Annotated in this window: 28 protein-coding genes; 17 read left to right on the plus strand and 11 right to left on the minus strand. The window is 67.7% G+C overall.

Features of this window, described 5'->3' with window-relative positions:
• Window positions 1-211 precede the first annotated feature (211 nt).
• A complete protein-coding gene (locus LQ566_RS02800; protein WP_372459787.1) occupies window positions 212-1,150 on the plus strand; it encodes a heme o synthase in 939 nt (312 codons plus the stop codon).
• Between the two features lie 61 nt (window positions 1,151-1,211).
• Here LQ566_RS02800 and LQ566_RS02805 read toward each other — a convergent pair whose 3' ends face one another.
• Together LQ566_RS02805 and LQ566_RS02810 are read right to left on the minus strand one after the other, a co-directional pair.
• The gene (locus LQ566_RS02805; protein ID WP_231090035.1) at window positions 1,212-1,739 is read right to left on the minus strand and encodes a hypothetical protein; all 528 of its coding nucleotides are present in this window, start codon (window positions 1,737-1,739) and stop codon (window positions 1,212-1,214) included.
• Between the two features lie 83 nt (window positions 1,740-1,822).
• The gene (locus LQ566_RS02810; RefSeq protein ID WP_231090036.1) at window positions 1,823-2,782 is read right to left on the minus strand and encodes a COX15/CtaA family protein; all 960 of its coding nucleotides are present in this window, start codon (window positions 2,780-2,782) and stop codon (window positions 1,823-1,825) included.
• A 254-nt stretch (window positions 2,783-3,036) separates the two neighbouring features.
• Here LQ566_RS02810 and sufB point away from each other — a divergent pair, with 254 nt between their 5' ends.
• The 7 genes from sufB to LQ566_RS02845 all read left to right on the plus strand — a co-directional run bounded on the left by sufB (window position 3,037) and on the right by LQ566_RS02845 (window position 9,800).
• The gene (sufB, locus tag LQ566_RS02815) at window positions 3,037-4,455 is read left to right on the plus strand and encodes a Fe-S cluster assembly protein SufB (protein WP_231090037.1); all 1,419 of its coding nucleotides are present in this window, start codon (window positions 3,037-3,039) and stop codon (window positions 4,453-4,455) included.
• Window position 4,456: 1 nt separating this feature from the next.
• The gene (sufD, locus tag LQ566_RS02820; protein ID WP_231090038.1) at window positions 4,457-5,638 is read left to right on the plus strand and encodes a Fe-S cluster assembly protein SufD; all 1,182 of its coding nucleotides are present in this window, start codon (window positions 4,457-4,459) and stop codon (window positions 5,636-5,638) included.
• Complete coding sequence (locus LQ566_RS02825; protein WP_231090039.1) at window positions 5,635-5,964, plus strand: non-heme iron oxygenase ferredoxin subunit; 330 nt, start codon at window positions 5,635-5,637, stop codon at window positions 5,962-5,964. The genes sufD and LQ566_RS02825 overlap by 4 nt, the downstream gene beginning before the upstream one ends.
• Complete coding sequence (gene sufC, locus LQ566_RS02830; RefSeq protein WP_231090040.1) at window positions 5,964-6,734, plus strand: Fe-S cluster assembly ATPase SufC; 771 nt, start codon at window positions 5,964-5,966, stop codon at window positions 6,732-6,734. The genes LQ566_RS02825 and sufC overlap by 1 nt, the downstream gene beginning before the upstream one ends.
• A gap of 9 nt (window positions 6,735-6,743) precedes the next feature.
• Window positions 6,744-7,073, plus strand: coding sequence for a metal-sulfur cluster assembly factor (locus tag LQ566_RS02835; protein WP_231090041.1), 330 nt, complete (start codon window positions 6,744-6,746; stop codon window positions 7,071-7,073).
• Between the two features lie 217 nt (window positions 7,074-7,290).
• Complete coding sequence (locus LQ566_RS02840) at window positions 7,291-8,442, plus strand: MalY/PatB family protein (protein ID WP_231090042.1); 1,152 nt, start codon at window positions 7,291-7,293, stop codon at window positions 8,440-8,442.
• Window positions 8,439-9,800 (plus strand): MFS transporter, encoded by a 1,362-nt coding sequence (locus tag LQ566_RS02845; protein WP_231090043.1) that lies wholly within the window; start codon window positions 8,439-8,441, stop codon window positions 9,798-9,800. Before LQ566_RS02840 ends, LQ566_RS02845 begins: the two co-directional genes overlap by 4 nt.
• Before the next feature lie 222 nt (window positions 9,801-10,022).
• On the opposite strand, the gene LQ566_RS02850 is transcribed toward LQ566_RS02845, so the two are convergent.
• The gene (locus LQ566_RS02850) at window positions 10,023-10,622 is read right to left on the minus strand and encodes a TetR family transcriptional regulator (protein ID WP_231090044.1); all 600 of its coding nucleotides are present in this window, start codon (window positions 10,620-10,622) and stop codon (window positions 10,023-10,025) included.
• A 49-nt stretch (window positions 10,623-10,671) separates the two neighbouring features.
• Between LQ566_RS02850 and LQ566_RS02855 the strand changes: the two genes are divergently transcribed.
• From LQ566_RS02855 to LQ566_RS02870, 4 genes are all read left to right on the plus strand, one after another.
• Window positions 10,672-11,268 carry a biotin transporter BioY gene (locus LQ566_RS02855; protein ID WP_231090045.1) on the plus strand — a complete coding sequence of 199 codons (597 nt, stop codon included), beginning with the start codon at window positions 10,672-10,674 and terminating at the stop codon, window positions 11,266-11,268.
• Window positions 11,265-11,978, plus strand: a complete 714-nt coding sequence (locus LQ566_RS02860; RefSeq protein ID WP_231090046.1) for an energy-coupling factor ABC transporter ATP-binding protein — start codon at window positions 11,265-11,267, stop codon at window positions 11,976-11,978. The genes LQ566_RS02855 and LQ566_RS02860 overlap by 4 nt, the downstream gene beginning before the upstream one ends.
• Window positions 11,975-12,550, plus strand: a complete 576-nt coding sequence (locus LQ566_RS02865; protein ID WP_231090048.1) for an energy-coupling factor transporter transmembrane component T — start codon at window positions 11,975-11,977, stop codon at window positions 12,548-12,550. Before LQ566_RS02860 ends, LQ566_RS02865 begins: the two co-directional genes overlap by 4 nt.
• Before the next feature lie 99 nt (window positions 12,551-12,649).
• Window positions 12,650-14,248 (plus strand): ABC-F family ATP-binding cassette domain-containing protein, encoded by a 1,599-nt coding sequence (locus LQ566_RS02870; protein ID WP_231090050.1) that lies wholly within the window; start codon window positions 12,650-12,652, stop codon window positions 14,246-14,248.
• 62 nt (window positions 14,249-14,310) lie between these two features.
• On the opposite strand, the gene LQ566_RS02875 is transcribed toward LQ566_RS02870, so the two are convergent.
• The 4 genes from LQ566_RS02875 to LQ566_RS02890 are packed head-to-tail and all read right to left on the minus strand — an operon-like array spanning window position 14,311 to window position 16,579.
• Window positions 14,311-15,147: an SURF1 family cytochrome oxidase biogenesis protein gene (locus LQ566_RS02875; RefSeq protein ID WP_231090055.1), complete on the minus strand. Its 837-nt coding sequence runs from the start codon at window positions 15,145-15,147 to the stop codon at window positions 14,311-14,313.
• The gene (locus LQ566_RS02880) at window positions 15,147-15,419 is read right to left on the minus strand and encodes a hypothetical protein (RefSeq protein ID WP_231090056.1); all 273 of its coding nucleotides are present in this window, start codon (window positions 15,417-15,419) and stop codon (window positions 15,147-15,149) included. Before LQ566_RS02880 ends, LQ566_RS02875 begins: the two co-directional genes overlap by 1 nt.
• Window positions 15,420-15,422: 3 nt before the next feature.
• Window positions 15,423-15,812 carry a DUF3099 domain-containing protein gene (locus LQ566_RS02885; protein ID WP_231090058.1) on the minus strand — a complete coding sequence of 130 codons (390 nt, stop codon included), beginning with the start codon at window positions 15,810-15,812 and terminating at the stop codon, window positions 15,423-15,425.
• A 50-nt stretch (window positions 15,813-15,862) separates the two neighbouring features.
• On the minus strand, window positions 15,863-16,579 hold the full coding sequence (locus LQ566_RS02890; RefSeq protein WP_231090060.1) for a DUF4190 domain-containing protein: 717 nt from the start codon (window positions 16,577-16,579) through the stop codon (window positions 15,863-15,865).
• A 111-nt stretch (window positions 16,580-16,690) separates the two neighbouring features.
• Here LQ566_RS02890 and fabG point away from each other — a divergent pair, with 111 nt between their 5' ends.
• The gene (gene fabG / locus LQ566_RS02895) at window positions 16,691-17,413 is read left to right on the plus strand and encodes a 3-oxoacyl-ACP reductase FabG (RefSeq protein ID WP_231090065.1); all 723 of its coding nucleotides are present in this window, start codon (window positions 16,691-16,693) and stop codon (window positions 17,411-17,413) included.
• 68 nt (window positions 17,414-17,481) lie between these two features.
• On the opposite strand, the gene serB is transcribed toward fabG, so the two are convergent.
• Window positions 17,482-18,105, minus strand: a complete 624-nt coding sequence (serB, locus tag LQ566_RS02900; protein WP_231090066.1) for a phosphoserine phosphatase SerB — start codon at window positions 18,103-18,105, stop codon at window positions 17,482-17,484.
• A 104-nt stretch (window positions 18,106-18,209) separates the two neighbouring features.
• Window positions 18,210-19,454 (minus strand): glucose-1-phosphate adenylyltransferase, encoded by a 1,245-nt coding sequence (locus tag LQ566_RS02905; protein ID WP_231090067.1) that lies wholly within the window; start codon window positions 19,452-19,454, stop codon window positions 18,210-18,212.
• Window positions 19,455-19,500: 46 nt separating this feature from the next.
• Here LQ566_RS02905 and glgA point away from each other — a divergent pair, with 46 nt between their 5' ends.
• The 3 genes from glgA to LQ566_RS02920 all read left to right on the plus strand — a co-directional run bounded on the left by glgA (window position 19,501) and on the right by LQ566_RS02920 (window position 21,821).
• A complete protein-coding gene (gene glgA / locus LQ566_RS02910; protein ID WP_231090069.1) occupies window positions 19,501-20,697 on the plus strand; it encodes a glycogen synthase in 1,197 nt (398 codons plus the stop codon).
• A 9-nt stretch (window positions 20,698-20,706) separates the two neighbouring features.
• Entirely contained in the window at window positions 20,707-21,489 is a 783-nt protein-coding gene (locus LQ566_RS02915) for an ABC transporter ATP-binding protein (RefSeq protein ID WP_231090070.1), read from the plus strand.
• Between the two features lie 83 nt (window positions 21,490-21,572).
• On the plus strand, window positions 21,573-21,821 hold the full coding sequence (locus LQ566_RS02920; RefSeq protein WP_231090074.1) for a type B 50S ribosomal protein L31: 249 nt from the start codon (window positions 21,573-21,575) through the stop codon (window positions 21,819-21,821).
• 86 nt (window positions 21,822-21,907) lie between these two features.
• On the opposite strand, the gene LQ566_RS02925 is transcribed toward LQ566_RS02920, so the two are convergent.
• Window positions 21,908-22,603: an alpha/beta fold hydrolase gene (locus LQ566_RS02925; protein ID WP_231090076.1), complete on the minus strand. Its 696-nt coding sequence runs from the start codon at window positions 22,601-22,603 to the stop codon at window positions 21,908-21,910.
• Window positions 22,604-22,670: 67 nt separating this feature from the next.
• Here LQ566_RS02925 and LQ566_RS02930 point away from each other — a divergent pair, with 67 nt between their 5' ends.
• On the plus strand, window positions 22,671-23,546 hold the full coding sequence (locus tag LQ566_RS02930; RefSeq protein WP_231090077.1) for an alpha/beta fold hydrolase: 876 nt from the start codon (window positions 22,671-22,673) through the stop codon (window positions 23,544-23,546).
• Between the two features lie 2 nt (window positions 23,547-23,548).
• On the opposite strand, the gene LQ566_RS02935 is transcribed toward LQ566_RS02930, so the two are convergent.
• Window positions 23,549-24,022: an Lrp/AsnC family transcriptional regulator gene (locus LQ566_RS02935; protein ID WP_231090078.1), complete on the minus strand. Its 474-nt coding sequence runs from the start codon at window positions 24,020-24,022 to the stop codon at window positions 23,549-23,551.
• Between the last annotated feature and the right edge of the window lie 78 nt (window positions 24,023-24,100).

The following is a 24,100-nucleotide window of genomic DNA, read 5'->3' on the forward strand; positions in this document are numbered from 1 at the left end:
GCGGTCCGCAGGCCGCTACAGCACGGAGAACGGGTCGCGAATGCGCACGTATGGTTCTCTGCCAGCATAGTCATGTAGGGGGTTCCCGGCGTCGAATCGAGGGATTGTGACGATTCACTGCGCGAGGATCGTGCCCGGGTCGCGGCCGTCTGCCCGCGCGGAGTGATGGCATAGACTGAGAAGACCCGTGCCGACACGTCCGAAGGGGGCGATCGAACTGACTGCGACGTCCACGCCGACAGAACAGCTCACCGAGAAGCTGGGAATCGGACGAAAGATCCGAGCCTATGTGGCCCTCACCAAGCCGCGTGTGATGGAGCTCCTGCTCGTCACGACTGTGCCGGTGATGTTCCTCGCGGCGCACGGCATGCCGGACCTGTGGCTTGTGGTCACCACGGTCATCGGCGGCGCGATGAGTGCCGGCTCCGCCGCGGCGTTCAACATGTACATCGACCGCGACATGGATGCGCACATGAAGCGCACCAAGGATCGGCCGCTGGTGACCGGCGAGCTCACGCCGCGGAACGCCCTCGTGTTCGCCTGGGTCATGGCGGCGCTTTCGACGGTCTGGCTCGCGGTGTTCACCAACTGGGTGGCCACAGCGTTCTCGGTGATCGCGATCTTCTTCTACGTCGTCATCTACACGCTCTGGCTCAAGCGCCGCACCGAGCAGAACATCATCTGGGGTGGCATCGCCGGTTGCTTCCCGGTGGTGATCGGCTGGACCGCCGTGGATCCGAGCTTCTCCTGGGCGCCGGTAATCCTCTTCATCGTCGTGTTCCTCTGGACGCCGGCCCACTACTGGCCGCTGTCCATGAAGTACAAGGATCAGTACGGAGCGGTGTCCGTGCCGATGCTCGGCGTCACCCGCGGCACCACACAGGTGGGCCTGCAGGTGATCCTCTACACGTGGGCCACCGTCATCTGCTCCCTGCTGCTCGTTCCGGCGGGCCCGATGCACGCGATCTACACGGTGTCCGCCCTGGTCTCCGGCGGCTGGTTCGTCTACGAGGCGCATCGCCTGTACAACCAGGCGGTGAAGGGCGAGAAGGCACCCGCTCCGATGCGCGTGTTCCATGCTTCGATCACCTACTGCACCATCCTGTTCCTCGCGATCGCGCTGGACGCGCTGTTCCCGATCGCCTTCTGAATGCCGACGCGAAATGCCCCGGATCGAGCGATCCGGGGCATTTCGCATTCATCCGCGTGGTTCAGCGCGTGAGGCTGGGAGAGGTGGGAGCTTCCGTTTCGGCATCACGGTCCGTCGTCTTCTCAGTGTCGGTCGTTTCAGCCTCGGTCTTCTCATCCTCGCTGGCCTTCAGAGGTGACGCCGCGGTCTCCGGCGTTGTCGGCGCGTCTGCGACCCGCGACTGCTGCGCGGTCATGGGGTGCGTGACGTCTGCGCTCTGCTCACGCCAGGACGGCTCTGCAGCGACCGGGCCGTCTGCGCTGGCCTGAGCGGGTTCGACGGGGGCGACAGCTACGGCGCGCGGGCCCAGCGCCCACACGGCGAAGGCGATGAGCACGCCGACGATTCCCGCACCCGCCAGGATGGACTCCAGGACCACCCACGACTGCCCGCCGTACACCTGTGCGGTGGTGGCCGATCCATCGGTCAGGCCCGCCTCCATCGCGGCGATGCGGCTCGTGGCCGCCTGCACGCCGTAGGCGGCGACGCCCACAGAGGCAACCAGCAGGATCCAGAACGGTGCGCTCTTGAGGGCGCTGGGGTTCTTCATGAGTACAAGCTCCTTGTTCGAGCGGAGACGGCCTCCGCTCGAACAAGGGTGACAACCCCGAATCCGAGCCCGCGATGCGCGGGCTATGCCTGGGCTGTGAGGAGCGTCGTCGCCACCGGCTGCTTCAGGGACATGACGACGGTGACCATGGCGGCGGCAGTCAGCGAGGCGAGGACCATGTGCACGCCGACCGCCAGCGGCGGCAGACCGTTGCGGGCCTGATAGAGGCCGACGGCGATCTGGACCAGCTCGACCGCCAGCAGCAGCAAAACCCAGCGCAGGGTCGGCAGCTGCTGACGCCAGGCGGCGACAGCGAGCACCAGCGTCAGGGCGAACAGGGCGTATCCGGGCCAGGCGTGGATGTGCTCCAGCAGGGTCGCGTCGAAGCCGTTGCGGCGCAGGACGTCGTCATCGCCGGAGTGCGGGCCGGCGCCGGTAGTGAGGACGCCGAACACCACGCTCACCGCCATCGCAAGGGTGGCCACGTGCGTGAGGATGAGGTACCAGGTGGGAACGGCACGCTTGCGCGGACCGACGGGGGAGTACACACGCCAGAGCAGCACGGCAGTGATGCACACCAGGCTCAGCGATGCGACGTAGTGGAAGCCGACGATGAAGGGGTTCAGTCCCGTCCACACCGTGATGCCGCCCACGAGCGCCTGGGCGAGGATCCCCGCCATGACGATCCAGGAGAGCACGAACAGGTCGCGACGCTGCTGCCGCATCCGCCAGATCAGGATGAGAAGGAGCAGCGCCAGGATGCCGAGCACGGGGCTCATCAGGCGATTGCCGAACTCGATGTACTTGTGGTAGCCCTCTTCCATCCCGGGAACGGGCACCAGGGAGTCCGCAGTGCACAGCGGCCAGGTCGGGCACCCGAGGCCGGAGCCGGTGAGGCGCACGGCGCCGCCGGTGGCGATGATGACGACGTTGCCGATGAAGTTCAGCCACGCGATCACGCGCACCCGGCGATCGGGGACGGCCGGCAGCCAAGCGGCGAAACGCGCGAGGGGCGTGGGGGCGGAGGTGGTGGACGCCGACATGCGCAGCCTTCCGAACGGGCGGCGCTGATCGGTGACGGCACCGCGGCAGGTCCGCCCAGTGTCCGAGCAAACCTGTAGAATCGAGGGGTCGAGATGCGGCGTGCAATACGCGGCATCACTACACAGTCTAGGCGTCGGAATCCCGGCGCCTGAGAATGGCCCGAAGCGGCATCCCCACCCCGTCCACCTCGTCGGGCGTTCGGAATGCCGGGACGGATGAGACCGTTTGGGCCACATGAGGAGAGTGTGACGCCATGTCTGATGTGCTCATTGACCGACCCGAGCTCGAGGGGCTGGGGGTGTACGAGTTCGGCTGGCACGATCCCGATGCCGCCGGCGCCAGCGCGAAGCGTGGCCTGAACGAGGCCGTCGTCCGCGACATCTCGGCGCTCAAGAGCGAACCGGAGTGGATGCTCAAAACCCGGCTGAAGGGTCTGCAACTGTTCGGCCGCAAGCCGATGCCCACCTGGGGAGCGGACCTGTCGGACATCGACTTCGACAACATCAAGTACTTCGTGCGGTCCACGGAGAAGCAGGCGCAGTCGTGGGAGGACCTTCCCGAGGACATCCGCAACACGTACGAGCGCCTGGGCATCCCTGAGGCGGAGCGCCAGCGTCTGGTCGCCGGCGTCGCTGCACAGTACGAGTCCGAGGTCGTCTACCACCAGATCCGCGAGGACTTGGAGGAGCAGGGCGTCATCTTCATGGACACCGATACGGCGCTGCGGGAGCACCCCGAGTTCTTCGAGGAGTACTTCGGCACCGTGATCCCGGCGGGCGACAACAAGTTCGCCGCGCTGAACACCGCGGTGTGGTCCGGCGGATCCTTCGTGTACGTGCCCAAGGGCGTTCACGTGGAGATCCCGCTGCAGGCGTACTTCCGCATCAACACCGAGAACATGGGCCAGTTCGAGCGGACCCTGATCATCGCGGACGAGGACAGCTACGTCCACTACATCGAGGGCTGCACGGCGCCGATCTACAAGTCGGACTCGCTGCACTCCGCCGTGGTCGAGATCATCGTGAAGAAGAACGCCCGCGTTCGCTACACCACGATCCAGAACTGGTCGAACAACGTCTACAACCTCGTGACCAAGCGCGCTGTCGCGCACGAGGGAGCCACCATGGAGTGGGTCGATGGCAACATCGGCTCCAAGGTGACGATGAAGTACCCCTCGATCTACCTGATGGGCGAGCACGCCAAGGGCGAGACCCTCTCCGTCGCTTTCGCCGGTCCCGGCCAGCACCAGGACGCCGGCGCGAAGATGATCCACATGGCGCCCTACACACAGTCGTCGATTGTGTCGAAGTCGATCGCACGGGGCGGTGGTCGTGCCGGCTACCGCGGTGAGGTCCGGGTGGACGCCAACGCGCACCACTCCGCCAACACGGTTCGCTGCGACGCGCTTCTCGTGGACACGATGTCGCGGTCGGACACCTATCCCGCCATCGACATCCGCGTGGACGATGTCCAGCTCGGTCACGAGGCCACGGTCTCGAAGGTGAGCGAAGAGCAGCTCTTCTATCTGCAGAGCCGAGGACTGCCCGAGGACGAGGCGATGGCCATGATCGTCCGCGGCTTCATCGAGCCCATCGCACGTGAACTGCCCATGGAGTACGCCCTCGAGCTGAACAAGCTCATCGAGATGGGCATGGAAGGATCGGTCGGCTGAGATGACGACCAACACTGAGGCACCCCAGGTGGTGCCGGGTTCCCTCGCGCACAGCGACGGACCCTTCGTACCCGTCCAGACGCGCTCCGAGCGCCCCACCTCGTTCATCCCGGACGAGCTGCCCATGCCCACCGGGCGTGAGGTGAACTTCCTGCACACACCGGTGGACCGCCTCCGCGGTCTGCTGGTGGACGAGCCGGGTGATGAGGGCGCCGTGCAGTACGACCTCGACGGCGTCGAGGCGCACCTGTCCGCCGACGAGGTCGCGAGCGGCGACGAGTTCTTCCGCCCCGAGGACCGGATGGCCGCCATCGCTTTCAAGCAGGCACCCGGCGTCATCCACCTCAGCATTCCCGCGGGAGAAGAGCTGGATGCTCCTCTCGTCCTGCCCGTGCTCGGCACCGGTGCAGAAAAGCGTGCTTTCGGTCACATCGTGATCGAGGCGGGCGCCAATGCGCGCGGCACAGTCGTCCTGGACCACAAGGGCTCTGCCCAGTACGCCCAGAACGTCGAGATCATCGCTCGCGACGGCTCCGACCTGACCGTGGTTTCGGTGCAGCGCTGGGATGACGACGCCGTCCACGTCGCGGCCCACCAGGCCCGCGTCGACAAGGACGCCACGCTCACGCACATCGTCGCCAGCCTCAGCGGCAGCCTCGTGCGGGTGAACCCGTCGGTCGAGCTGTCGGGCGCCGGGTCCGAGGGCAAGCTGTTCGGCGTGTCCTTTGCCGATCCCGGTGAGCACCTGGAGAGCCAGGTGTACCTGCACCACAAGGGTCCGCACACCACGGGTGACGTGCTCTACAAGAGCGCGCTGCAGGGCGAGACCGCCCGCACGGTGTGGGTGGGAGACGTTCTGATCGGCCCCGACGCCGTGGGCACCGACTCCTACGAGGCCAACCGCAACCTGGTGCTCACCACCGGCGCGCGTGCCGACTCGATCCCGAACCTCGAGATCGAGACCGGGGACATCCAGGGCGCCGGTCACGCATCGGCCACCGGGCGCTTCGACGACGAGCAGCTGTTCTACCTGCAGGCTCGCGGCATCGACGAGGAAGAGGCGCGCCGTCTGGTGGTCGTCGGCTTCCTGGGCGAGATCGTCCAGAAGATCGGCATCGAGTCCCTGGAGCAGGAGCTCTTCGACGCCATCACGGTGGAGCTGGATCGCGGAGCGGACAAGTGACCGCAACCCGCGCCTGCTCGGTGAGCGAGCTGGAACAGGACTCCGCGCTGCGCGTCGTGATCGACGATGTGGCCATCTGCATCGTCAAGGACGCGGATGACGTGATCCACGCGATCGGCGACACCTGCACGCACGGCGACATCTCGCTGGCGGACGGGTTCGTCGAGGGCGAGACCATCGAGTGCTGGGCACACGGCTCCGCCTTCTCGCTCACCAGCGGCAAGCCGCTCACCCTCCCTGCTTTCGAGCCCGTCCCGGTTTTCGACGTCGTGATCGACGGCGACGACGTGCTCATCGATCCGAATGTGAAGAAGGAAATCAACTGATGGCTGTTCTCGAGATCCGCGACCTCCATGTGACCGTCGAGACGGAGGAGGGGACCACCCCGATCCTCAACGGCGTCTCGCTCACGATCAACACGAACGAGACCCACGCGATCATGGGTCCGAACGGCTCGGGCAAGTCGACTCTGGCTTACACGATCGCCGGTCACCCGAAGTACACCGTCACCGGCGGCACCATCACGCTGGACGGCGAAGACGTCCTCGAGATGACGGTGGACGAGCGCGCTCGCGCCGGTCTGTTCCTCGCGATGCAGTACCCGGTGGAGATCCCCGGCGTCACGGTGACCAACTTCCTCCGCACCGCCAAGACCGCCATCGACGGCGAGGCTCCCGCCATCCGCACGTGGACCAAGGACGTGAAGGAGGCCATGAAGGGCCTGCGCATGGACCCGAAGTTCGCGTCGCGCAACGTGAACGAGGGCTTCTCCGGCGGTGAGAAGAAGCGCCACGAGATCCTCCAGCTCGAGCTGCTCAAGCCGAAGTTCGCGATCCTCGACGAGACCGACTCCGGTCTGGACGTCGACGCGCTGAAGATCGTCTCCGAGGGCGTCAACCGCGCGAAGGAGAACACCGGCATGGGTGTTCTGCTCATCACGCACTACACGCGCATCCTCCGCTACATCAAGCCCGACCACGTGCACGTGCTGGTCAAGGGCAAGGTCGCGGAGGAAGGTGGCCCGGAGCTGGCCGAGCGTCTCGAGAACGAGGGCTATGACCGCTTCTTCGCCCCCGGCGAGATCATCGAGGCGTAAGGTCGAATCATGACCGCGACACTGACTCCCGAGAAGTACGACGAGGTGACCGAAGCGCTCAAGGACGTCATGGACCCTGAGCTCAACGTCAACGTCGTCGATCTCGGCCTGATCTACGATCTGGGCTGGGACGAGGAGAACGACGCTCTGGTCATCCACATGACGCTCACGAGCGCCGGCTGCCCGCTGACGGATGTGCTGGAGGCGCAGACCGGTGAAGCGCTGGACGGTGTCGTCGAGCAGTTCCGCATCAACTGGGTGTGGATGCCGCCGTGGGGTCCGGAGCGGATCACCGACGACGGGCGCGACATGATGCGTGCGCTCGGCTTCGCGATCTGATCTCTTACAGACGGACGAGCCCCGGTCAGAAGCCTGACCGGGGCTCGTCCGTCTCGATCGGGCGGTTCGCCCTTCGATGTACCCCTACGCGGGGGAGTAGATTCGAGGAGCGGTGCCGCTGTTCCCCGGTGCGGCTGAGAGATCTCCAGGCCACGCGACCGGCGCCGGTCACCTTCTCCCGCACCCCTCATCCACGCGCTCGGATTGGACAATTGACATGACGGACCCGATCGACGCTCTGCCGATCGAGACGCTTCGGCGCCGAGGAAGCACGAAGTGGGCGAAGTATCCCGCGGACGTGCTACCGCTCTTCGTGGCCGAGTCTGATTTCCCTCTGGCTCCGGCGATCACCGAGGCTCTGGCGCAGGCCGTAGCGCTCGGCGACACGGGCTACACGCCGCCGGCTCATCCGCTGCAGGCTGCCTTCGCGGACTTCTCGGCCCGACGTCACGACTGGGAGGTGGACCCGGCGCGCGTCCGAACCACCGCAGATGTGGTGATGGGTCTCGTCGAGATCATGCGCGGGGTGATCTCACCCGGCGATGGCGTGATCATCACGCCGCCCGTCTACCCGCCGTTTTACGACGCCGTGCCGGAGGCCGGCGGCGAGGTGGTGCGCGTCCCGCTTCTCTCCGGTCCTGACGGGTGGAGTCTGGATCTCGCCGGCATCGACGCGGCCTTTGCCGCCGGTGCACGGGCGATGCTCCTCTGCAACCCCCACAACCCCACCGGCACCGTGCACGATCGCGACACTCTGGTCGAACTCGCACGGATCGCTCGGACCCGTGGCGCCGTCGTGATCAGCGACGAGATCCACGCACCGCTGGTGCGCGAGGGTGTGGCGTTCACGCCTTTCCTCAGCGCGAGTGAGGATGCGCGGGAGGTGGGCTTCACCGTCACCAGCGCGAGCAAGGCCTACAACCTGGCCGGTCTCAAATGCGCCCTCATGGTGACCGCTTCGGACCGTACGACGCGCGTGGTCGACGAGCTTCCGGTGGAAGTCGAGTGGCGGACGGGCTGGTTCGGCGTCATCGCCGGGGTCGCCGCCTACGCTCCGGAGAGCGATGCGTGGCTGGATGCCGTGCGGGCGCGGCTGGATCTGAACCGCGAGCTGGTGGGCTCGCTCGTCGAGCAGCACCTTCCGGGTGCGCGGTATCTCGTGCCGGATGCGGGCTATCTCGCCTGGATCGACGTGCGTCCGCTGGGCTGGGCCGATGACGCCGCGGAGTGGATCCTGGAGAACGCGCGGGTCGCGGTCAACCCCGGACCCACGTTCGGCGACGAGGGCCGCGGCTTCATCCGCGTGAACTTCGCGACCTCGCCCGAGATTTTGCAGGACGCGTTCGCGCGACTCGGCTCGCTCGCGTGAGCCGCGAGCAGCGTCAGGCGTCCATCTGGTCGCCGACCTACGTCTGGACGACGGCCGGAGCCGTAGCGCTCATCTTCCTCGCCGCCTTCGAATCCCTCGCGGTGACGACGGTGATGCCCGTCGTGAGCGAGGACCTCGACGGCGCTTCGCTGTACTCGGTGGCTTTCGCCGGAACGATGGCGGCGAGCGTGATCGGAATGATCGTCGTCGGCATCTGGTGCGACCGTGCCCGGCCCCTGTGGCCGGTTGCGACCTCGGTGATCGTCTTCGTGGCGGGACTGCTCATCGCGGGGGTCGCAACCGAGATGCCCACACTGGTGCTGGGGCGACTGGTTCAGGGTCTGGGCGGTGGCGGTGAGACCGTGGCGCTGTATGTGGTGGTGGCGCGTGCCTACCCGGGCGCACTCCACGGTCGCGTGTTCGCAGCCTTCTCCGCCGCGTGGGTGGTTCCCTCTCTCATCGGGCCGTTCCTCGCAGGTTTCGTCGCCGACCAGCTGCACTGGCGCTGGGTGTTCCTCGGTGTCGCGGTGCTCACCGCACTCGCCTTCGGCATGGTCTTCGCGCGCCTGCACACGATCGGCGGTCCGACCGAGCTCGCATCCAACGCCGGCATCGCGGGGCGCATCACGGCGGCGGTCGTCGTTGCTGTGGCGGCGACGGCACTCAGCATGCTCGGGGACTGGGAGCTTCCGGCCCCGGTGCTCCTGGTGAGCGCCATCGGACTGCTCGTACTGATCGCCGTCGTGGTGCGACCGCTCATCCCGCGAGGCACGCTGCGTGCGCGTCCGGGTTTGCCCGCGGTGGTGTCGATGCGCGGACTGATCGCCGCAGCGATGCTCGGCGCGGAGGTGTACGTGCCATACGTCCTGCGCGAGGATTACGGCTTCACGCCGACTCTTGCAGGTCTCGGCCTCACTGGAGGCGCGATCCTGTGGTCCCTGAGCTCAGAACTGCAAGGGCGATTCGGAGACCGGGTGGGTAACCTCCGGACCGCGATGATCGGCCTGACGATTCTGTCGGCATCGATCGGCGCCGTGGCGCTGGTCTCACTCGTCGCCGCGCCGGCGTGGCTGATCATCGTCGCCTGGACCGCAGCGGGTGCCGGAATGGGCTTCATGTATCCCCGGCTGAGCGTGCTGGGCCTGGCCTACTCCACGCCGCAGACTCAGGGATTCGTGTCCTCGTCCCTCACGATCGCGGATTCTCTGACCACGGCATCGGCGATCGCGGTGTTCGGTCTCATCGTGGCGCTCGGCGGTGGGTTCCCCGCCGTGTTCGCGTTCGCCATGATCCTCGCGCTCGTCGCGTTCCTCCCCGGTACGCGCCTCGGTCACGTCCGCGAAGTCGCTCGGTCCTGACGGTCACATCGGCGAGACGGCACGGTCCTGACGGTCGGGACCGCGCGACCGCACGGTCCTGACCGTCAGACCGCACCGTCCCGACCGTCTCACCGCACCGTCCCGACCGTCTCACCGCACCGTCCTGACCGTCTCACCGCGAGGCCGCACGGTCCTGACCGTCTCACCGCGAGGCCGCACGGTCCTGACGGTCACTCGGTATCGCGCATCCCGCATCCCGTATCAGGACCGGGCCGTCGGCGGATCTGCTCGCCGGGTCACGCCGGCGAGCAGGGCGTCCAGCCCCACTCTGAACTCCGCGTCGGAAGCGGCGGTCATCACCTGCTCGTCTCCGCTCAGCGCGCCGAAACGCACGGCGGTAAGGCGCTGCTGAAGAACCGACGCGTTGCCGAGCACGAACTGCAGTACCGCCGCTGCCACCGTCGGACGCAGCTCTGCCGCTACGGCGGGGCGGAGGGCGGCCTGCAGCGCGGCCGCTGCGGGGCTCGTGCCGAGCGAGAGTGCGTAGGTGCTCAGCACGACCTCGGCGCCGTCGCGATGGGTGAGCAACGCGCTTCGCAGACGTCGGGCGACCGAGGCAGCGGAGAGGTCCTCGCCCAGCAGCACGGGCGCCGGAGGCACGATCTGATCGGCGACGGCGGCGAGCAGCTCCTGCTTGTTGGAGACGTGCCAGTAGAGCGCGCTGGGCTGAACGCCGAGTTCGCTGGCGAGGCGTCGCATCGACACGTCGGCCAGGCCGAAGTCGTCCAGGATGCGCAGTGCGGTGGCAACGATGGCGTCGCGGTCGACGCGCGACACCCGCGAGTTGCGTTCGGAGGGCATGTGATCACTATAGTGAACACCGTTCAATGAACAGCGTTCAGGAGGCAGTATGTCCACCCCATTCGAAACCCGCGATCTCGCCCGCATCACCGTGTTCGCCGCGCTCATCATTGTGCTCGGTCTCATCGGGCCGATCCCCGTACCCGGCCTCGTGCCCATCACCGCGCAGACACTGGGCGTGATGCTCGCCGGCCTGGTGCTGGGTGCCCGACGAGGCGCCGCCGCCGTCGGCATCGTGATCCTCCTCGCGGCCATCGGCCTGCCGGTGCTGTCGGGCGGCCGCGGCGGGCTCGGGGTGTTCTTCGGGCCGACGGTGGGGTACCTCCTCGGCTGGGTGTTCGGTGTCGTGATCACCGGTCTCATCGCCCATTCGGGGCGGCGCAGCTGGTGGCGATTCGCTCTCGGTGCGGTCGTCGGAGGAATTCTCGGCGTCTACGCCCTCGGCATCCCCCTGCAGGCGCTGATCACCGGTGTCCCGGTAGCTCAGACCGCGCTCACGAGCCTCGCGTTCCTCCCTGGCGACCTCATCAAGGCCGCGGCCGCGACGGCGGTGGCCTCTGCGCTTCTGCGCGCATACCCGGCCGCGTTCGTGCCTCTGCGTTCGCCACGTCCGGACGTCGCCGCGGGTGTTCCGGCGAACGCGTGATCGACGTCCGTGGCCTCGGTGTCGACGGCGAGGACGGCGCCCGCGTGCTCACCGGGGTGACGGTCACCCTCCCATACCCTCGGGTCGCCGTGATCGGCGCGAACGGATCGGGTAAGTCCACCTTCGCGCGTGTTCTGGCGGGGCTGGTGAAGCCGTCGCGCGGATCCGCGAGTGTCATGGGGATCGACGTGCGCTCCCGCCGGCTGCGTGGCACGGTCGGAATGGTGTTCTCCGACCCGGACGCGCAGATCCTGATGCCCACACCACGGGAGGACATCGCCCTCACCGCCGGTGCGCTGGGGCTGTCCCGCGTGGAGCGCGGGCGCAGTGCCCAGACGGCGCTGGAGCGGTATGGGCTGGTCGGCCAGGCCGATCGGTCCGTGAGCGTGCTCTCTGGTGGTCAGAAGCAGTTGCTGGCCCTCGCCGGCATCGCCGTGCGTCGTCCACAGGTGCTGATCGCCGATGAACCGACCACGCAGCTCGATCTGCGCAATTCGCGGCGCGTGGGCGCTCTCCTGCTCGGCGACTCCGACGCGGCAGACGGTGCCGCAGGCGGTGCGGCGCGGGTGGCTGAGCAGCTGGTGCTCGTGACGCACGACCTTGGGCTGGCTCGTCGATGCGATCACGCACTTCGCTTCGACCACGGAGAGCTCGTCGACAGTGGCCCTCCGGAGGATGTCGTGGCGAAGTACGAGCGGGACGAGTCGTGACAGGGGCGGCAGGAGAGCGACGTGCGGCGTGCCTGCTCACCGCACTCGCCCTGCTGGCGCTCCTCGTCTCGCTGTCGCCGCCGGCGGCCGGCGCGACCCTCGCGATGGTGGCGGGCGTGGCCGGGCTGTGCTGGTTGTGGCGATCGCCTCGTCACCAGCTGCCGCTACGGGGTGTGCTGAAGTCGCTCCTGATGGTGGCGGTGTTCGTTCTGGTCACCGTCGGGGTGTTCTCGGGCATCGAAGCGGCGGTGGTCGCGGCGGCGCGCGTCGTCGGTCTGCTCGCAGTAGCGGCGGTCGTGGGGGCGGCCGTGTCTGCGGGGGAGATGATGGCGGTCATCCGCGCCGTGCTCGGGCCGTGGCGCAGGCTCGGGGTGGACCCGGAGCGCGTCGCGCTCGTGCTGTCCCTGACCATCACCACCGTCCCCGTGTTGTTGCGTCGCGCGCGCACGATCCGGGAGGTCCAGCGCATGCGTGGCCTGCGGCCGGGCCTTCGGTTCGTCCTTCCGCTCCTGGTCGTCGCGCTGCGGCACGCCGACACGATGGCGGACAGCCTCAGCGCGCGGGGGCTCTGACCCTGTCCGGAGTATGGACGCGGAGGCCGGGTGCAGCCGGAGGCGATAGAGTAGGAGGCTGGCCAATCGGCCGCATCCCCTCACAGAAGGAGCTTCGTCGTGCTCGCCGTGCAGAACCTCGAGATCCGCGTCGGCGCACGCGTGCTGATGGAGGGCGTCTCCTTCCGTGTCAGCCCGGGAGACAAGGTGGGGCTGGTCGGGCGAAACGGTGCCGGCAAGACCACGCTGACGAAGGTGCTCGCCGGTGATCTGCTGCCTGCCGACGGCAACGTGACGCGCAGCGGCGAGCTCGGCTACCTGCCGCAGGACCCGCGCACCGGTGACCCGTCGATGCTCGCGCGTACCCGCATTCTCGATGCCCGTGGGCTCGGAACCCTCGCGCTGGGGATGAAGGAGGCCACGCTCGCGATGGCGTCGGAGGATGCCGCCGTGGCGGAGAAGGCCATGCGCAAGTATGGCAACCTCACCGAGCGCTTCGAATCGCTGGGAGGATATGCCGCCGAGGCGGAGGCCGCCTCCATCGCTCACAACCTTTCCCTTCCGGACCGCATCCTCGACCAGCCGCTGAGCACGCTTTCCGGTGGTCAGCGGCGTCGTATCGAGCTCGCCCGCATCCTGTTCTCCGACGCGGACTCGATGATCCTCGACGAGCCCACCAACCACCTCGACGCGGACAGTGTGGTGTGGCTGCGCGAGTTCCTGAAGAACTACAAGGGCGGCCTGATCGTCATTTCCCACGACATCGAACTCGTGGGCGAGACGGTGAACCGGGTGTTCTACCTGGACGCCAACCGCCAGGTGATCGACGTCTACAACATGAACTGGAAGAACTATCTTCGCCAGCGCGCCGCCGATGAGGAGCGGCGCAAGAAGGAGCGCGTCAACGCCGAGAAGAAGGCGACGCAGTTGCAGCTGCAGGCGGCCAAGTTCGGCGCGAAGGCCTCCAAGGCCGCCGCGGCGCACCAGATGATTGCTCGCGCGGAGAAGTTGCTGTCCGGTCTCGAGGAGGTCCGTCAGGAGGATCGCGTGGCGAAGCTGCGCTTCCCGAAGCCGGCGGCCTGCGGCAAGACCCCGCTCATGGCAAACGGCCTGTCGAAGTCCTACGGATCTCTCGAGATCTTCACCGATGTGGATCTGGCGATCGACCGCGGTTCGAAGGTGGTGGTGCTCGGGCTGAACGGTGCGGGCAAGACCACGCTGCTGCGGATCCTGGCGGGCGTCGACAAGTCCGACACCGGTGCCATCGAGCCCGGCCACGGGCTGAAGGTGGGTTATTACGCGCAGGAGCACGAGAACCTCGATGTCAACCGCTCGGTACTGGAGAACATGATGTCGGCCGCGCCCGATATCAACGCCACCGAGGCGCGCAAGGTGCTCGGATCGTTCCTGTTCACGGGTGACGACGTCCTCAAGCCCGCCGGAGTGCTCTCCGGTGGAGAGAAGACGCGACTGTCGCTGGCCACCCTCGTGGTCTCCAGTGCGAACCTCCTGCTGCTGGATGAGCCCACCAACAACCTCGATCCCGCTTCTCGCGAGGAGATCCTCGGAGCACTGGCACACTACGAGGGCGCGGTCGTGCTGGTCTCGCACGATCCCGGCGCGGTGGCCGCCCTCAATCCGGAGCGCGTGCTGATCCTTCCCGACGGCGTCGAGGACATCTGGAACCAGGAGTATCAGGACCTCATCGAGCTCGCCTGATCGCGGAGGCAACGCCCCGCCGGTCCTCGACCGGGGGCGTGCTCATGAGGCGGGACTGCAGCTCAGGTGGAGAGGATCGCGTCCTCTTCTTCGGCATCGCGGTCGCGCCGCTTCTTCTGCTGTCGCTTCACGGGGGCACGCCCCTCCGCCAGCGCTGCGGCATCCTCCGCGTCCTCGCGGCGATGGCGCACCTCGGTGCGGATCATGTAGAAGATGAAGACGAACCCCATGATGGCGAACAGGATCCACTGGATCGCGTAGCTGAGATGGGGACCGGGATCCTCGGTGGGCTTCTCGAGTGCATGGGGGCGCTCAGCAACGCCGGGATTCTCATCCGCCATCAGTCCGTAGACCGAGGTCTCGACGTCGAGCCCGCTCACCTCCGCCACCGCGGGCAGGTTGATCGTGGGGACCTGGCCTTCGGGAGCGCCGCGCCCGGAGGGCGGCAGCATCTCGCCGGGACGCAGGCGGACGGTGACGGTGACCGTGCCGGCCGGGGGCGCCGGGATCGCGCTGGGGGAGGAGTCCTCCGCCGGCGGGATCCAGCCACGATCCACGACGATGATCCGTCCGTCGTCGGTGGCGAACGGGACGAGCACCTCGAAAGCGCTGGTGCCGCCGAGCGGGCGGTTGCGGGCCAGTACCGTGTCGTCCGTGAGGTATTCGCCAGTCAGCAGCACGGGTGCCCACTCGTCGGCGGGATCGAACTCCTCGCCGCTCGGGAGACGGTCCGCAAGCGGCACGGGCGCGGCGTCGTAGTTGGTCTCGATCAGAAGATTCGCGCGCGAGCGCTGCTCGTTGCGATCGAACTGCCAGTGGGACAGGAACGCGCAGACGATGGCGAACACTATGGCGATCGCGATGTAGATGCTCCAACGGGCGACGGTGTTCTTGGGCATCAGTCGGACTCGCTCACATCGGTCGGCGGATGGGGCTCGGTCCTCACGCTGTCATGCGCCTCGACACGCACCGGGAAGTCACGAGCCGCAAGGAAGTCGCGCAGGTATCCGACATGCTCATCGCAGGCCAGCCACACCTTCTGACGTTCAGCGGTGTGGATCCGCGGGTTCCGCCAGACGACGCGGTGTTTCGCTGCCGCCGAGCAGCCTGCTCGCGAACAGGTGTCCGCGTCCGGAGCGCCGGCGAGTGAGCCGAGGATGTCACCGAGCATTCGTCACCTCGGCGCCGTCCCTGCCGAGTCGTCGCTGTCCGCGGCGGGAGCACTGCCGGGACGCGTTTCCGTGAGCCGGATGACCGTGGGCGTGGTGTCGCTCTCTGCGGCCTTCTCGGCGGGTGCGTCCAGAGACAGCTCGGGGGACTCGATGGTGCGCGCGTCGCTCTCCTCGCCGGCGTTGGCCCGGACCACGGCGATGTAGGGCAGGAAGATCGCTCCTGCGGCGAGCACCCACGTCCACCAGCCGTAGGGCTGGATGAGCACCATGAGCAGGAAGCAGGCGATGCGAATGCCCATCGTCACGGCATAGCGCTTCAGCCGCGACGCCGCCTCATCCTGAGGGGAGCGCGGGAGCGAGGTCGCGGAGGGGGAGAGGCGGTTCTTGTTCACGGCCCCTCCAGCCTACGCCGCCGATCGCAGACCGGCGGCGTAGGCGCGGATCAATAGCCGCTGTAGGAGCTGGCGGCTGCGATCCCGATCACGAGGGCGATGATGCCGAAGATGGCGACAACCGCCCACAGGCCGATCGCGATGTAGCCCATGATGAGACCGGCGGTCGCCATGCCGGAGCCGCCCTCGCGGGTCTGAGCGATCTGCTTGCGCGCGATGTGACCGCAGATCACGGCGACGATCGAGCCCAGGAAGGGCACCACGGTCCAGCCGACGATGCCGGCGATCATCGAGACCAGCGCCATCGTGTTGTTCTGGGGCGCGGCCGGGTAGCCGTACGCGGGTGCGGCGCCGTACGCCGGTGCGGCGTAGGCCGGCTGGCCGTATGCGGCGTACGCGTCTGCGGCCGGTGCACCGTAACCACCGGTGGGGGCCTGGCCGTAAGGGTCTGCGGTCGGTGCGGTGTACCCCTGACCGGCCGACGGGTCCGTGTAGGCCGGAGCCGCGTACGGATCGGCCGCCGGGGCCTGGGCAGCGTACGGATCCGCCGGGGCTGCGTACGGATCCGCCGCCGGCGCCTGGCCATAGGGCTGGGAGGCGTACGGGTCAGCCGGAGCTGCGTACGGGTCCGCCGCCGGGGCCTGGCCATAGGGGTCCGACGGAGCCCCCGAGGGCTCCGTCGGTGTGGCTGCGGCGGCAGCGTAGGGGTCGGTCGGCGCGCTGGGTGCGGCCGGCTCGTAGGGGTTGGTGCCGTCGGGCGTGCTCATGAGAAGTCCTTTCGCGGCGTGATCGCCGGATTCCAGCGTGGTCCGGGCGGGCGGTGATGTCAATCCAGCGCCGATAAGCTGGATGCCCGTTCCTATGATTCTGGAGGCTCCATGACCACCGATTCCGCTCCCGCACGCGTCGTTCTGGTGACCGGCGGAAACCGGGGCATCGGGCGCGCCATCGCCGAGCGCTTCGTGCGTGAAGGCTACGCGGTTGCCGTCACCGCCCGCTCTGGGGAGGGACCGGAGGGCACGCTGACAGTCCGTGCCGACGTCACCGATGCGGCCGCCGTCGACGCCGCGTTCACCGAGGTCGAGGACAAGCTGGGCCCGATCGATGTCCTGGTGGCCAATGCGGGGATCACGAAGGACACGCTGCTGCTGCGCATGAGCGAGGATGACTTCGACTCCGTTGTGAGCACCAACCTCGGCGGCACGTTCCGCGTGGTCAAGCGCGCGTCGAAGAACATGCTCCGCCGCAAGTACGGTCGCGTGATCCTCATCTCCTCGGTCGTGGGCCTATACGGCTCCGCCGGGCAGATCAACTACGCCGCGTCCAAGAGCGCGTTGGTGGGCTTCGCCCGTTCCCTGACGCGGGAACTCGGCGCCCGCAACATCACCGCCAACGTCGTGGCGCCGGGCTTCATCGAGACCGACATGACCGCTGCTCTTCCCGAGGAGACGCAGGCGGAGTACAAGCGCAGCATCCCGGCCGGCCGGTTCGCCGCCGCGGACGAGGTGGCGGGTGTGGTGACGTGGCTGGCCTCGGACGACGCGGCCTACATCTCCGGTGCCGTCATCCCCGTCGACGGCGGGCTCGGCATGGGGCACTGACTCCCGTCATAGCGCGCAGATGGCTCCAGAACCGGGTGTTCTGGAGCCATCTGCGCGCTATGAAGAGGTCAGGGCAGGAGCGGAATCACTTCGGCGAGCGATGCCGGGCCGATGACGAGGTCCGCCTCCGCGCGCACGCGCGGCTTCGCGTTGAAGGCGAGGCCGAGGTCCGCAGCCGCCATCATGAGCAGATCGTTCGCCCCGTCTCCGATCGCGATGGTGAGGTCGCAGCCGTACTCGGCCGCCCACGCGCGCAGTCCGTCCGCCTTCGCCTGCGCATCGACGATAGGGCCGTCCACCTCGCCGGTGAGGGTGTTGTCGTGGGCCACCAAACGGTTCGCACGCCAGACGTCCACACCGAGCGCCGGGGCGACATGGTCGAGGATCTCGTGGAACCCGCCGGAGACCACCCCGACGACACCGCCACGCTCGTGCACCGCACCGATCAGCTCCCGCACGCCGGGCGTGGGCTCGATACGGGCCAGCACACGCTCGAACGCCGCGACCGGGACGCCCGCGAGCTGCTGAACGCGCGAGCGCAGGCTGGCGGCGAAGTCCACCTCGCCGCGCATGGCCGCCTCCGTGGCAGCGGCGACCTCGGCGCCACGGCCGGCTTCGTCTGCGATGAGCTCGATCACCTCGTTGCGGATGAGAGTGGAATCGGCATCGAGGACGACCAGAACACGCGGCATAGGGCGAGCCTATCGGCACCGGTGGGAGGGCGACGGCTGCATGACGGCCCGTGAACGACGAAGGGCGGGCAGAGCGCTCCGCGCTCTCCCCGCCCTGGCGTGCGTCAGCGCGTGACGCGAACGCCCTTGCCGACCACGGTGAGCCCGCTGTCGGTCACGGTGAAGCCCCGGGCCAGATCCCGCTCCCGATCAACACCGACCGTGGCGCCGTCTTCCAGCACGACGTTCTTGTCCAGGATCGCGCGGTTCACCCGCGCGCCCAGCCCCACCTCCACCCGGTCGAACAGCACGGAGTCGGTGATCGTGGACCCGCCTCCGGCGAGCGTCCACGGCCCGACCACGCTGCGTTCCAGGTGCGTTCCCGACAGCACGGACCCCAGCGAGACGATCGAGTCGATGGCGTTGCCGATCCGGCCGACGCCGTCGCGCACGAACTTCGCGGGCGGGGAGTTCAGGGCCTGCGCATAGATGGGCCACTCGGTGTTGTACAGGTTGAAGATGGGCAGCGTGGCGATGAGGTCCATGTGAGCATCGAAGAAGGAGTCGATGGTACCCACATCGCGCCAGTACCACCGATCGCGCGGTGTGGATCCCGGCACCTCGTTGCGCACCATGTCGTAGACGCCGGCTTCGCCGCGGTTGACGAAGTAGGGAATGATGTCGCCGCCCATGTCGTGGCCTGAGGTGGTGTCCTCGCCATCGGCCTCGACTGCTTCGACGAGCGCATCGGCATCGAAGATGTAGTTGCCCATCGAGGCGAGCACCTCACCCGGCGAGTCTGCGAGCCCGACAGCGTCGTTGGGCTTCTCCAGGAACTCGCGGATGCGGTCGTTCTGCTCGGGCTCGACGTCGATCACACCGAACTGATTGGCCAGCGCGATGGGCTGGCGGATGCCGGCCACGGTGGCTCGCGCTCCCGATGCGATATGAGCATCGAGCATCTGCCGGAAGTCCATGCGGTAGACGTGATCAGCGCCGATCACGACGACGATGTCCGGCTTCTCGTCGTTGATGAGGTTCAGGCTCTGCAGGATGGCGTCGGCGGACCCGGTGAACCACCGTTTCCCGAGACGCTGCTGAGCGGGCACGGACGCGACGTACGAGTTCAGCAGCGCCGACATCCGCCACGTCTGGGAGATGTGGCGATCGAGACTATGCGACTTGTACTGCGTCAGCACGACGATCTGGCGCAGGCCGGAGTTGATGAGGTTGGAGATGGCGAAGTCGATCAGGCGGTATTGACCGCCGAACGGCACCGCGGGCTTCGCCCGATCGGCGGTGAGCGGCATCAGCCGCTTCCCTTCACCACCGGCGAGGACGATTCCCAATACCTTTGGAGCTGCTGGCATGACACCAACCTAGGGGTTGGGGCCGGTCTGTACTAGCGTTCCTCCCATGCGCGTCGACATTGTGACGAAGGAGTACCCGCCCGCCATTTACGGAGGCGCGGGGGTACATGCCACCGAGCTGGTGAAATCGCTGCGAGAGGGCGGAACCGAGGTCCAGGTGCGGGCGTTCGGCGCGCCGCGGACAGAGCCCGACACCACCTCGTACGACACGCCGGTGGAACTCGCAGACGCGAACGCCGCGATCCAGACACTCGGCGTTGACCTCGAGATCGTGGGTGGCGTCGCCGGCGCGGATGTGGTGCATTCCCACACCTGGTACGCGGGCTTCGCGGGTCACATCGCCGGGCTCCTGCACGGCATCCCGCACGTCACCACCGCGCACAGCCTCGAGCCGCTGCGCCCGTGGAAGGCCGAGCAGCTCGGCGGCGGGTATGCGGTGTCCAGCTACATCGAGAAGACCGCGATGGAAGGTGCGGCCGCGGTCATCGCCGTAAGCGAAGGCATGCGCCAGGACATCCTGCGCTCCTACCCGGCGCTGGATCCGGCCAAGGTCCGGGTCATCTACAACGGCATCGACGTGGACGCCTGGCGCCCCGTCGACGATGCCGCCGTCCTCGCGCGGTACGGGATCGACCCGTCCCGCCCGTCCGTCGTCTTCGTGGGTCGCATCACCCGTCAGAAGGGCCTGCCGTATCTGCTGCGCGCCGTGGCCCAGCTGCCGGAAGACGTCCAGGTGGTGCTGTGCGCCGGGGCTCCGGACACGCCGGAGATCATGGACGAGGTGCGCGAACTTGTCGCTGGTCTCCGCGAGACGCGTGAAGGCGTGGTGTGGATCGAGGACATGCTTCCACGTGACGAGTTGTGCGCGATTCTGACCAGTGCCACCACCTTCGTGTGCCCGTCCGTGTACGAACCCCTCGGCATCGTCAACCTGGAGGCGATGGCTTGTGGGGCGGCGGTGGTCGGGGCCGCGACCGGCGGAATCCCGGAGGTCGTCGTCGACGGCGTGACCGGGAGGCTGGTGCCGATCGAGCAGGTGCAGGACGGCACGGGCACGCCGGTGGATCCGGAACGCTACGTGGCGGACCTCGCGCGCGTGCTGACAGAGGTCGTGTCAGACCCCGACACCGCCCGCGCCTACGGCGAGGCCGGGCGCAAGCGCGCGACCGAGAGCTTCAGCTGGGCGCAGATCGCCGCCGAAACGCGGGCGCTGTACGCGGAGGTCATCGCCGCCAGCCGATAGGCTGACAGCATGTCCCGCGTTCTCGAATTCCGTGACGTCGTCGTGCGTCGCAATGGTCGTCACATCGTCGACGCTTTCGACTGGTCCGTCGAAGAGGATGAGCGCTGGGTGGTGCTCGGCCCGAACGGCGCCGGCAAGACGACCATCCTGCGCATGGCCGCCACCATCGATCACCCCACCACCGGTGAGGTGGACGTGCTGGGGGAGACCCTCGGGCGTTCGGACGTGTTCGAGATCCGTCCTCGCGTCGGCTTCGCTTCCACGGCGATGGCGCGGCGGATCCCCGGTGACGAGACGGTCCGCAACGTCGTGATGACGGCCGCGTACTCGGTACTCGGACGCTGGAACGAGCAGTATGACGGCATGGACACGGACCGTGCCGAGGAGGTGCTGGCCGACTGGAAGCTGTCGGCTCTGGCCGACCGCGCTTTCGGCACGCTGAGCGACGGCGAGCAGAAGCGCGTCCAGATCGCTCGCGCGGCCATGACGGATCCGGAGATGCTGCTGCTCGATGAGCCCACCGCCAGCCTCGACCTCGGGGCTCGTGAGGAGCTTCTCGCGCTGCTGTCTCGTTACGCCCAGGAGCCGATGACTCCCGCGATGGTGATGGTCACCCATCACGTCGAGGAGATCCCCGTCGGCTTCACCCACGCCCTGCTACTGCGCGATGGCCGTGCCGTGGCGCAGGGGCCCATCACGGAGGTCCTCACCGAGGCCAACCTCAGTGAGACATTCGGCCTGCCGATCCGGCTCACGTCCTCTGAGGGGCGCTACGCCGCTCGGGCAAGCTGAGCCCTGAGTCTGATAGACTCGATCTTTGGCGCTCGTCGCCACAGACTTTTCTTCCGCACACATCCCATCCCGCAAGGAATCCAATGAAGACTGACATCCACCCCGACTACAAGCCCGTCGTTTTCCGCGACCTGGGTTCGGGCGAGACCTTCCTCACCCGTTCGACCGTGTCCTCGGACAAGACGATCGAGCTCGACGGTGTCGAGTACCCGGTCATCGACGTGGAAATCTCGTCGGCTTCGCACCCGTTCTACACGGGCAAGCAGCGCATCATGGACTCGGCCGGTCGCGTCGAGAAGTTCAACCAGCGCTTCAAGAACTTCGGCAAGTAATCGCCGCGACGAAGGGCCCGACCATCCGGTCGGGCCCTTCGTCGTTTGCCGTGGGGGCGTCGCCTGCCGTGAGGCGTCTGGGGTGATTACGCGCGGATCGCGGCGACGAGCGCCGCGCTGAGGCGCTCCGGGGCGGAGAACTGCGGCCAGTGCGCCGTGCCCAGCTTGACCACGGTGCGATCGTCGATCGCGGTGTACTCATCGGCGTACGCTCCCCACTCGGCGAGCATGCCCTCCAGCATCCCTTCGTCCAGCGAGCCCATCAGCAGGGTGACCGGAATCCGGTGTCGCCTGTCGTCGGTCAGCGCCAGCGGGTCGGTGGGCACCCGCGGCGGAATGGAGCCCACGAGGCCGGAAGCGGCCGCGCGGTGCTCGGGTGTGAGGTCGTAGACGTCCTCTTCAGGGAAGAAGTCCCAGCCCGGGAAGGGAATCAGGCCGTCCACAACCGCGAACTCGCTGATTCCACGCTCCGGCGCCGGAGGGACCGTATCCACGAAGACCACCCGTGCGACGCGCTCGGGGCGCCGGTCGGCCGCACCCCACACGACGTTGCCGCCGCCGGAGTGACCCACCAGAACAACGGGCTGATCAGCGGCGTCGATCGCGGCGACGACGGTGGCGACCCAATCATCGATCCCGATGTCCGCGACTTCCTCGGCGGGCTGACCGGTGCCGGGCATGGTGAGCGGTCGCGGGGCGAGACCTGCTTCCTGTAGAGCGGGGACCACCGGGTCCCACGAGCGTTCGTCGAGCCAGAGGCCCGGTACCAGAATCGCGTCCATGCCGGCACGCTACCGTGGGTCACCGACATCCGGGAGTCGCGCAGGTGCCGTCGATAGGATCGACAGCGTGTCCTCCCCGTACGCCGCACAGCTCGCCCGCATCCCTGTGACCCGGCACGAGGCGCCGGCGGCAGGCGGGATCACCGCGTACTGGACCTATGGGCCCGATGATGCGGACACGACGATCATCGCCGTGCACGGCTTTCGCGGGGAGCACCACGGGCTGGAGCCCGTGTTCGCGCAGCTGCCACGCGTCCGCTTCATCGCACCGGATCTTCCCGGCTTCGGAGAAACGGCTCCGCTGCCGGGTCGCCGTCATGATCTCGATGCCTACGTGGACTGGTTGCTGGACTTCGCGCGCGTCGCACCCGGAGCGGTGATCCTCGGGCACTCGTTCGGATCCATCGTGGTGTCCGCCGCTGTCGCACGAGGCCTGCGCACACCGCACCTCATCCTGGTCAACCCGATCGGCGCTCCCGCTCTGGAAGGGCCACGGGGGATCATGACGCGGCTCGCCGTGTTCTACTACTGGGCCGGTGCGCACCTCCCGGCTCGTCTCGGAACCTGGCTGCTGCGCTCTCGCCTGATCGTGCGGGTCATGAGCATCACGATGGCCAAGACACGCGATCCGGGACTGCGACGGTTCATCCACGATCAGCACGACACGTACTTCTCCTCGTTCGCGGACCGCTCTCAGCTGCACGATGCATTCGTCACGAGCGTGTCCCACGACGTGCGGGAGTCGGCGGCCCGTATCTCGGTGCCCACGCTGCTCGTCGCCGCACAGCGCGACGACATCACCCCGATCGAGAAGGAACGGGAGCTGGTGAGGATGTTCCCCGATGCCCGCCTCGTCGAGATCCCCGACGTCGGGCACCTGATCCACTACGAGACCCCGGAGCCGGCGGCTCGGGCGATTCGGGAGTTCCTGGCGCTGCCCTGACCTCAGGCGTCGCGGCGGGCGAGCTCCATCAGACCGCCCAGGCGATACGGGATCACCTCGCCCATGACGAGAGAGGTCTCCGTGCGCTCGACGCCTTCGATGGCGAGGATGCGCGCGTCCGTGTCGAACAGGTGCCGCGCGTCGCGACAGGCGACGCGGATCAGCAGATCCACCTGGCCGCTGAGCCCATGACCCTGGACCACTTCGGGAATGCGCGCGATCTCGGAGATGATCCGGGGGAGTTCGCTCTGACGTACGCCGACGCTCACCACCGCCTCCAGCGGAAAGCCGAGCGCCGTCGAGGAGATCGAGCGCTGGAAGGACAGGAAGACCCCGCCCCGCTCCAATCGCGTCATGCGGGCCTGAACGGTGTTCCGCGAGAGCCCCAGCCGATCCGCGAGGGCCACGACGGTGGCACGGGGCTCATCCGACAGCGCAGCCAGCAGTTCCAGATCGGTGCGGTCCAGAGTTGTCATAGTGCGCAAGATTAGCAGGATTCAGATCGCGCGCATGGCGCATGTTGCTCATGCCTGTCACATCTGGTTGAGCGAGGT

Origin of the sequence: Microbacterium nymphoidis, from assembly GCF_021044885.1 — a bacterium.
Taxonomy (GTDB): Bacteria; Actinomycetota; Actinomycetes; order Actinomycetales; family Microbacteriaceae; genus Microbacterium; species Microbacterium nymphoidis.

What these genes read in the sequence shown, in the direction of transcription:
- sufB (WP_231090037.1), top strand. Translation starts at nt 3,037, where the DNA reads ATGTCTGATGTGCTCATTGACCGACCCGAGCTCGAGGGGCTGGGGGTG.
- LQ566_RS02805 (WP_231090035.1), bottom strand. Translation starts at nt 1,739, where the DNA reads ATGAAGAACCCCAGCGCCCTCAAGAGCGCACCGTTCTGGATCCTGCTG.
- LQ566_RS02905 (WP_231090067.1), bottom strand. Translation starts at nt 19,454, where the DNA reads ATGCCAGCAGCTCCAAAGGTATTGGGAATCGTCCTCGCCGGTGGTGAA.
- LQ566_RS02840 (WP_231090042.1), top strand. Translation starts at nt 7,291, where the DNA reads ATGACGGACCCGATCGACGCTCTGCCGATCGAGACGCTTCGGCGCCGA.
- LQ566_RS02875 (WP_231090055.1), bottom strand. Translation starts at nt 15,147, where the DNA reads ATGCCCAAGAACACCGTCGCCCGTTGGAGCATCTACATCGCGATCGCC.
- LQ566_RS02880 (WP_231090056.1), bottom strand. Translation starts at nt 15,419, where the DNA reads ATGCTCGGTGACATCCTCGGCTCACTCGCCGGCGCTCCGGACGCGGAC.
- sufD (WP_231090038.1), top strand. Translation starts at nt 4,457, where the DNA reads ATGACGACCAACACTGAGGCACCCCAGGTGGTGCCGGGTTCCCTCGCG.
- LQ566_RS02810 (WP_231090036.1), bottom strand. Translation starts at nt 2,782, where the DNA reads ATGTCGGCGTCCACCACCTCCGCCCCCACGCCCCTCGCGCGTTTCGCC.
- LQ566_RS02890 (WP_231090060.1), bottom strand. Translation starts at nt 16,579, where the DNA reads ATGAGCACGCCCGACGGCACCAACCCCTACGAGCCGGCCGCACCCAGC.
- LQ566_RS02920 (WP_231090074.1), top strand. Translation starts at nt 21,573, where the DNA reads ATGAAGACTGACATCCACCCCGACTACAAGCCCGTCGTTTTCCGCGAC.
- LQ566_RS02855 (WP_231090045.1), top strand. Translation starts at nt 10,672, where the DNA reads ATGTCCACCCCATTCGAAACCCGCGATCTCGCCCGCATCACCGTGTTC.
- LQ566_RS02915 (WP_231090070.1), top strand. Translation starts at nt 20,707, where the DNA reads ATGTCCCGCGTTCTCGAATTCCGTGACGTCGTCGTGCGTCGCAATGGT.
- LQ566_RS02835 (WP_231090041.1), top strand. Translation starts at nt 6,744, where the DNA reads ATGACCGCGACACTGACTCCCGAGAAGTACGACGAGGTGACCGAAGCG.
- LQ566_RS02925 (WP_231090076.1), bottom strand. Translation starts at nt 22,603, where the DNA reads ATGGACGCGATTCTGGTACCGGGCCTCTGGCTCGACGAACGCTCGTGG.
- fabG (WP_231090065.1), top strand. Translation starts at nt 16,691, where the DNA reads ATGACCACCGATTCCGCTCCCGCACGCGTCGTTCTGGTGACCGGCGGA.
- LQ566_RS02935 (WP_231090078.1), bottom strand. Translation starts at nt 24,022, where the DNA reads ATGACAACTCTGGACCGCACCGATCTGGAACTGCTGGCTGCGCTGTCG.
- LQ566_RS02850 (WP_231090044.1), bottom strand. Translation starts at nt 10,622, where the DNA reads ATGCCCTCCGAACGCAACTCGCGGGTGTCGCGCGTCGACCGCGACGCC.
- serB (WP_231090066.1), bottom strand. Translation starts at nt 18,105, where the DNA reads ATGCCGCGTGTTCTGGTCGTCCTCGATGCCGATTCCACTCTCATCCGC.
- glgA (WP_231090069.1), top strand. Translation starts at nt 19,501, where the DNA reads ATGCGCGTCGACATTGTGACGAAGGAGTACCCGCCCGCCATTTACGGA.
- sufC (WP_231090040.1), top strand. Translation starts at nt 5,964, where the DNA reads ATGGCTGTTCTCGAGATCCGCGACCTCCATGTGACCGTCGAGACGGAG.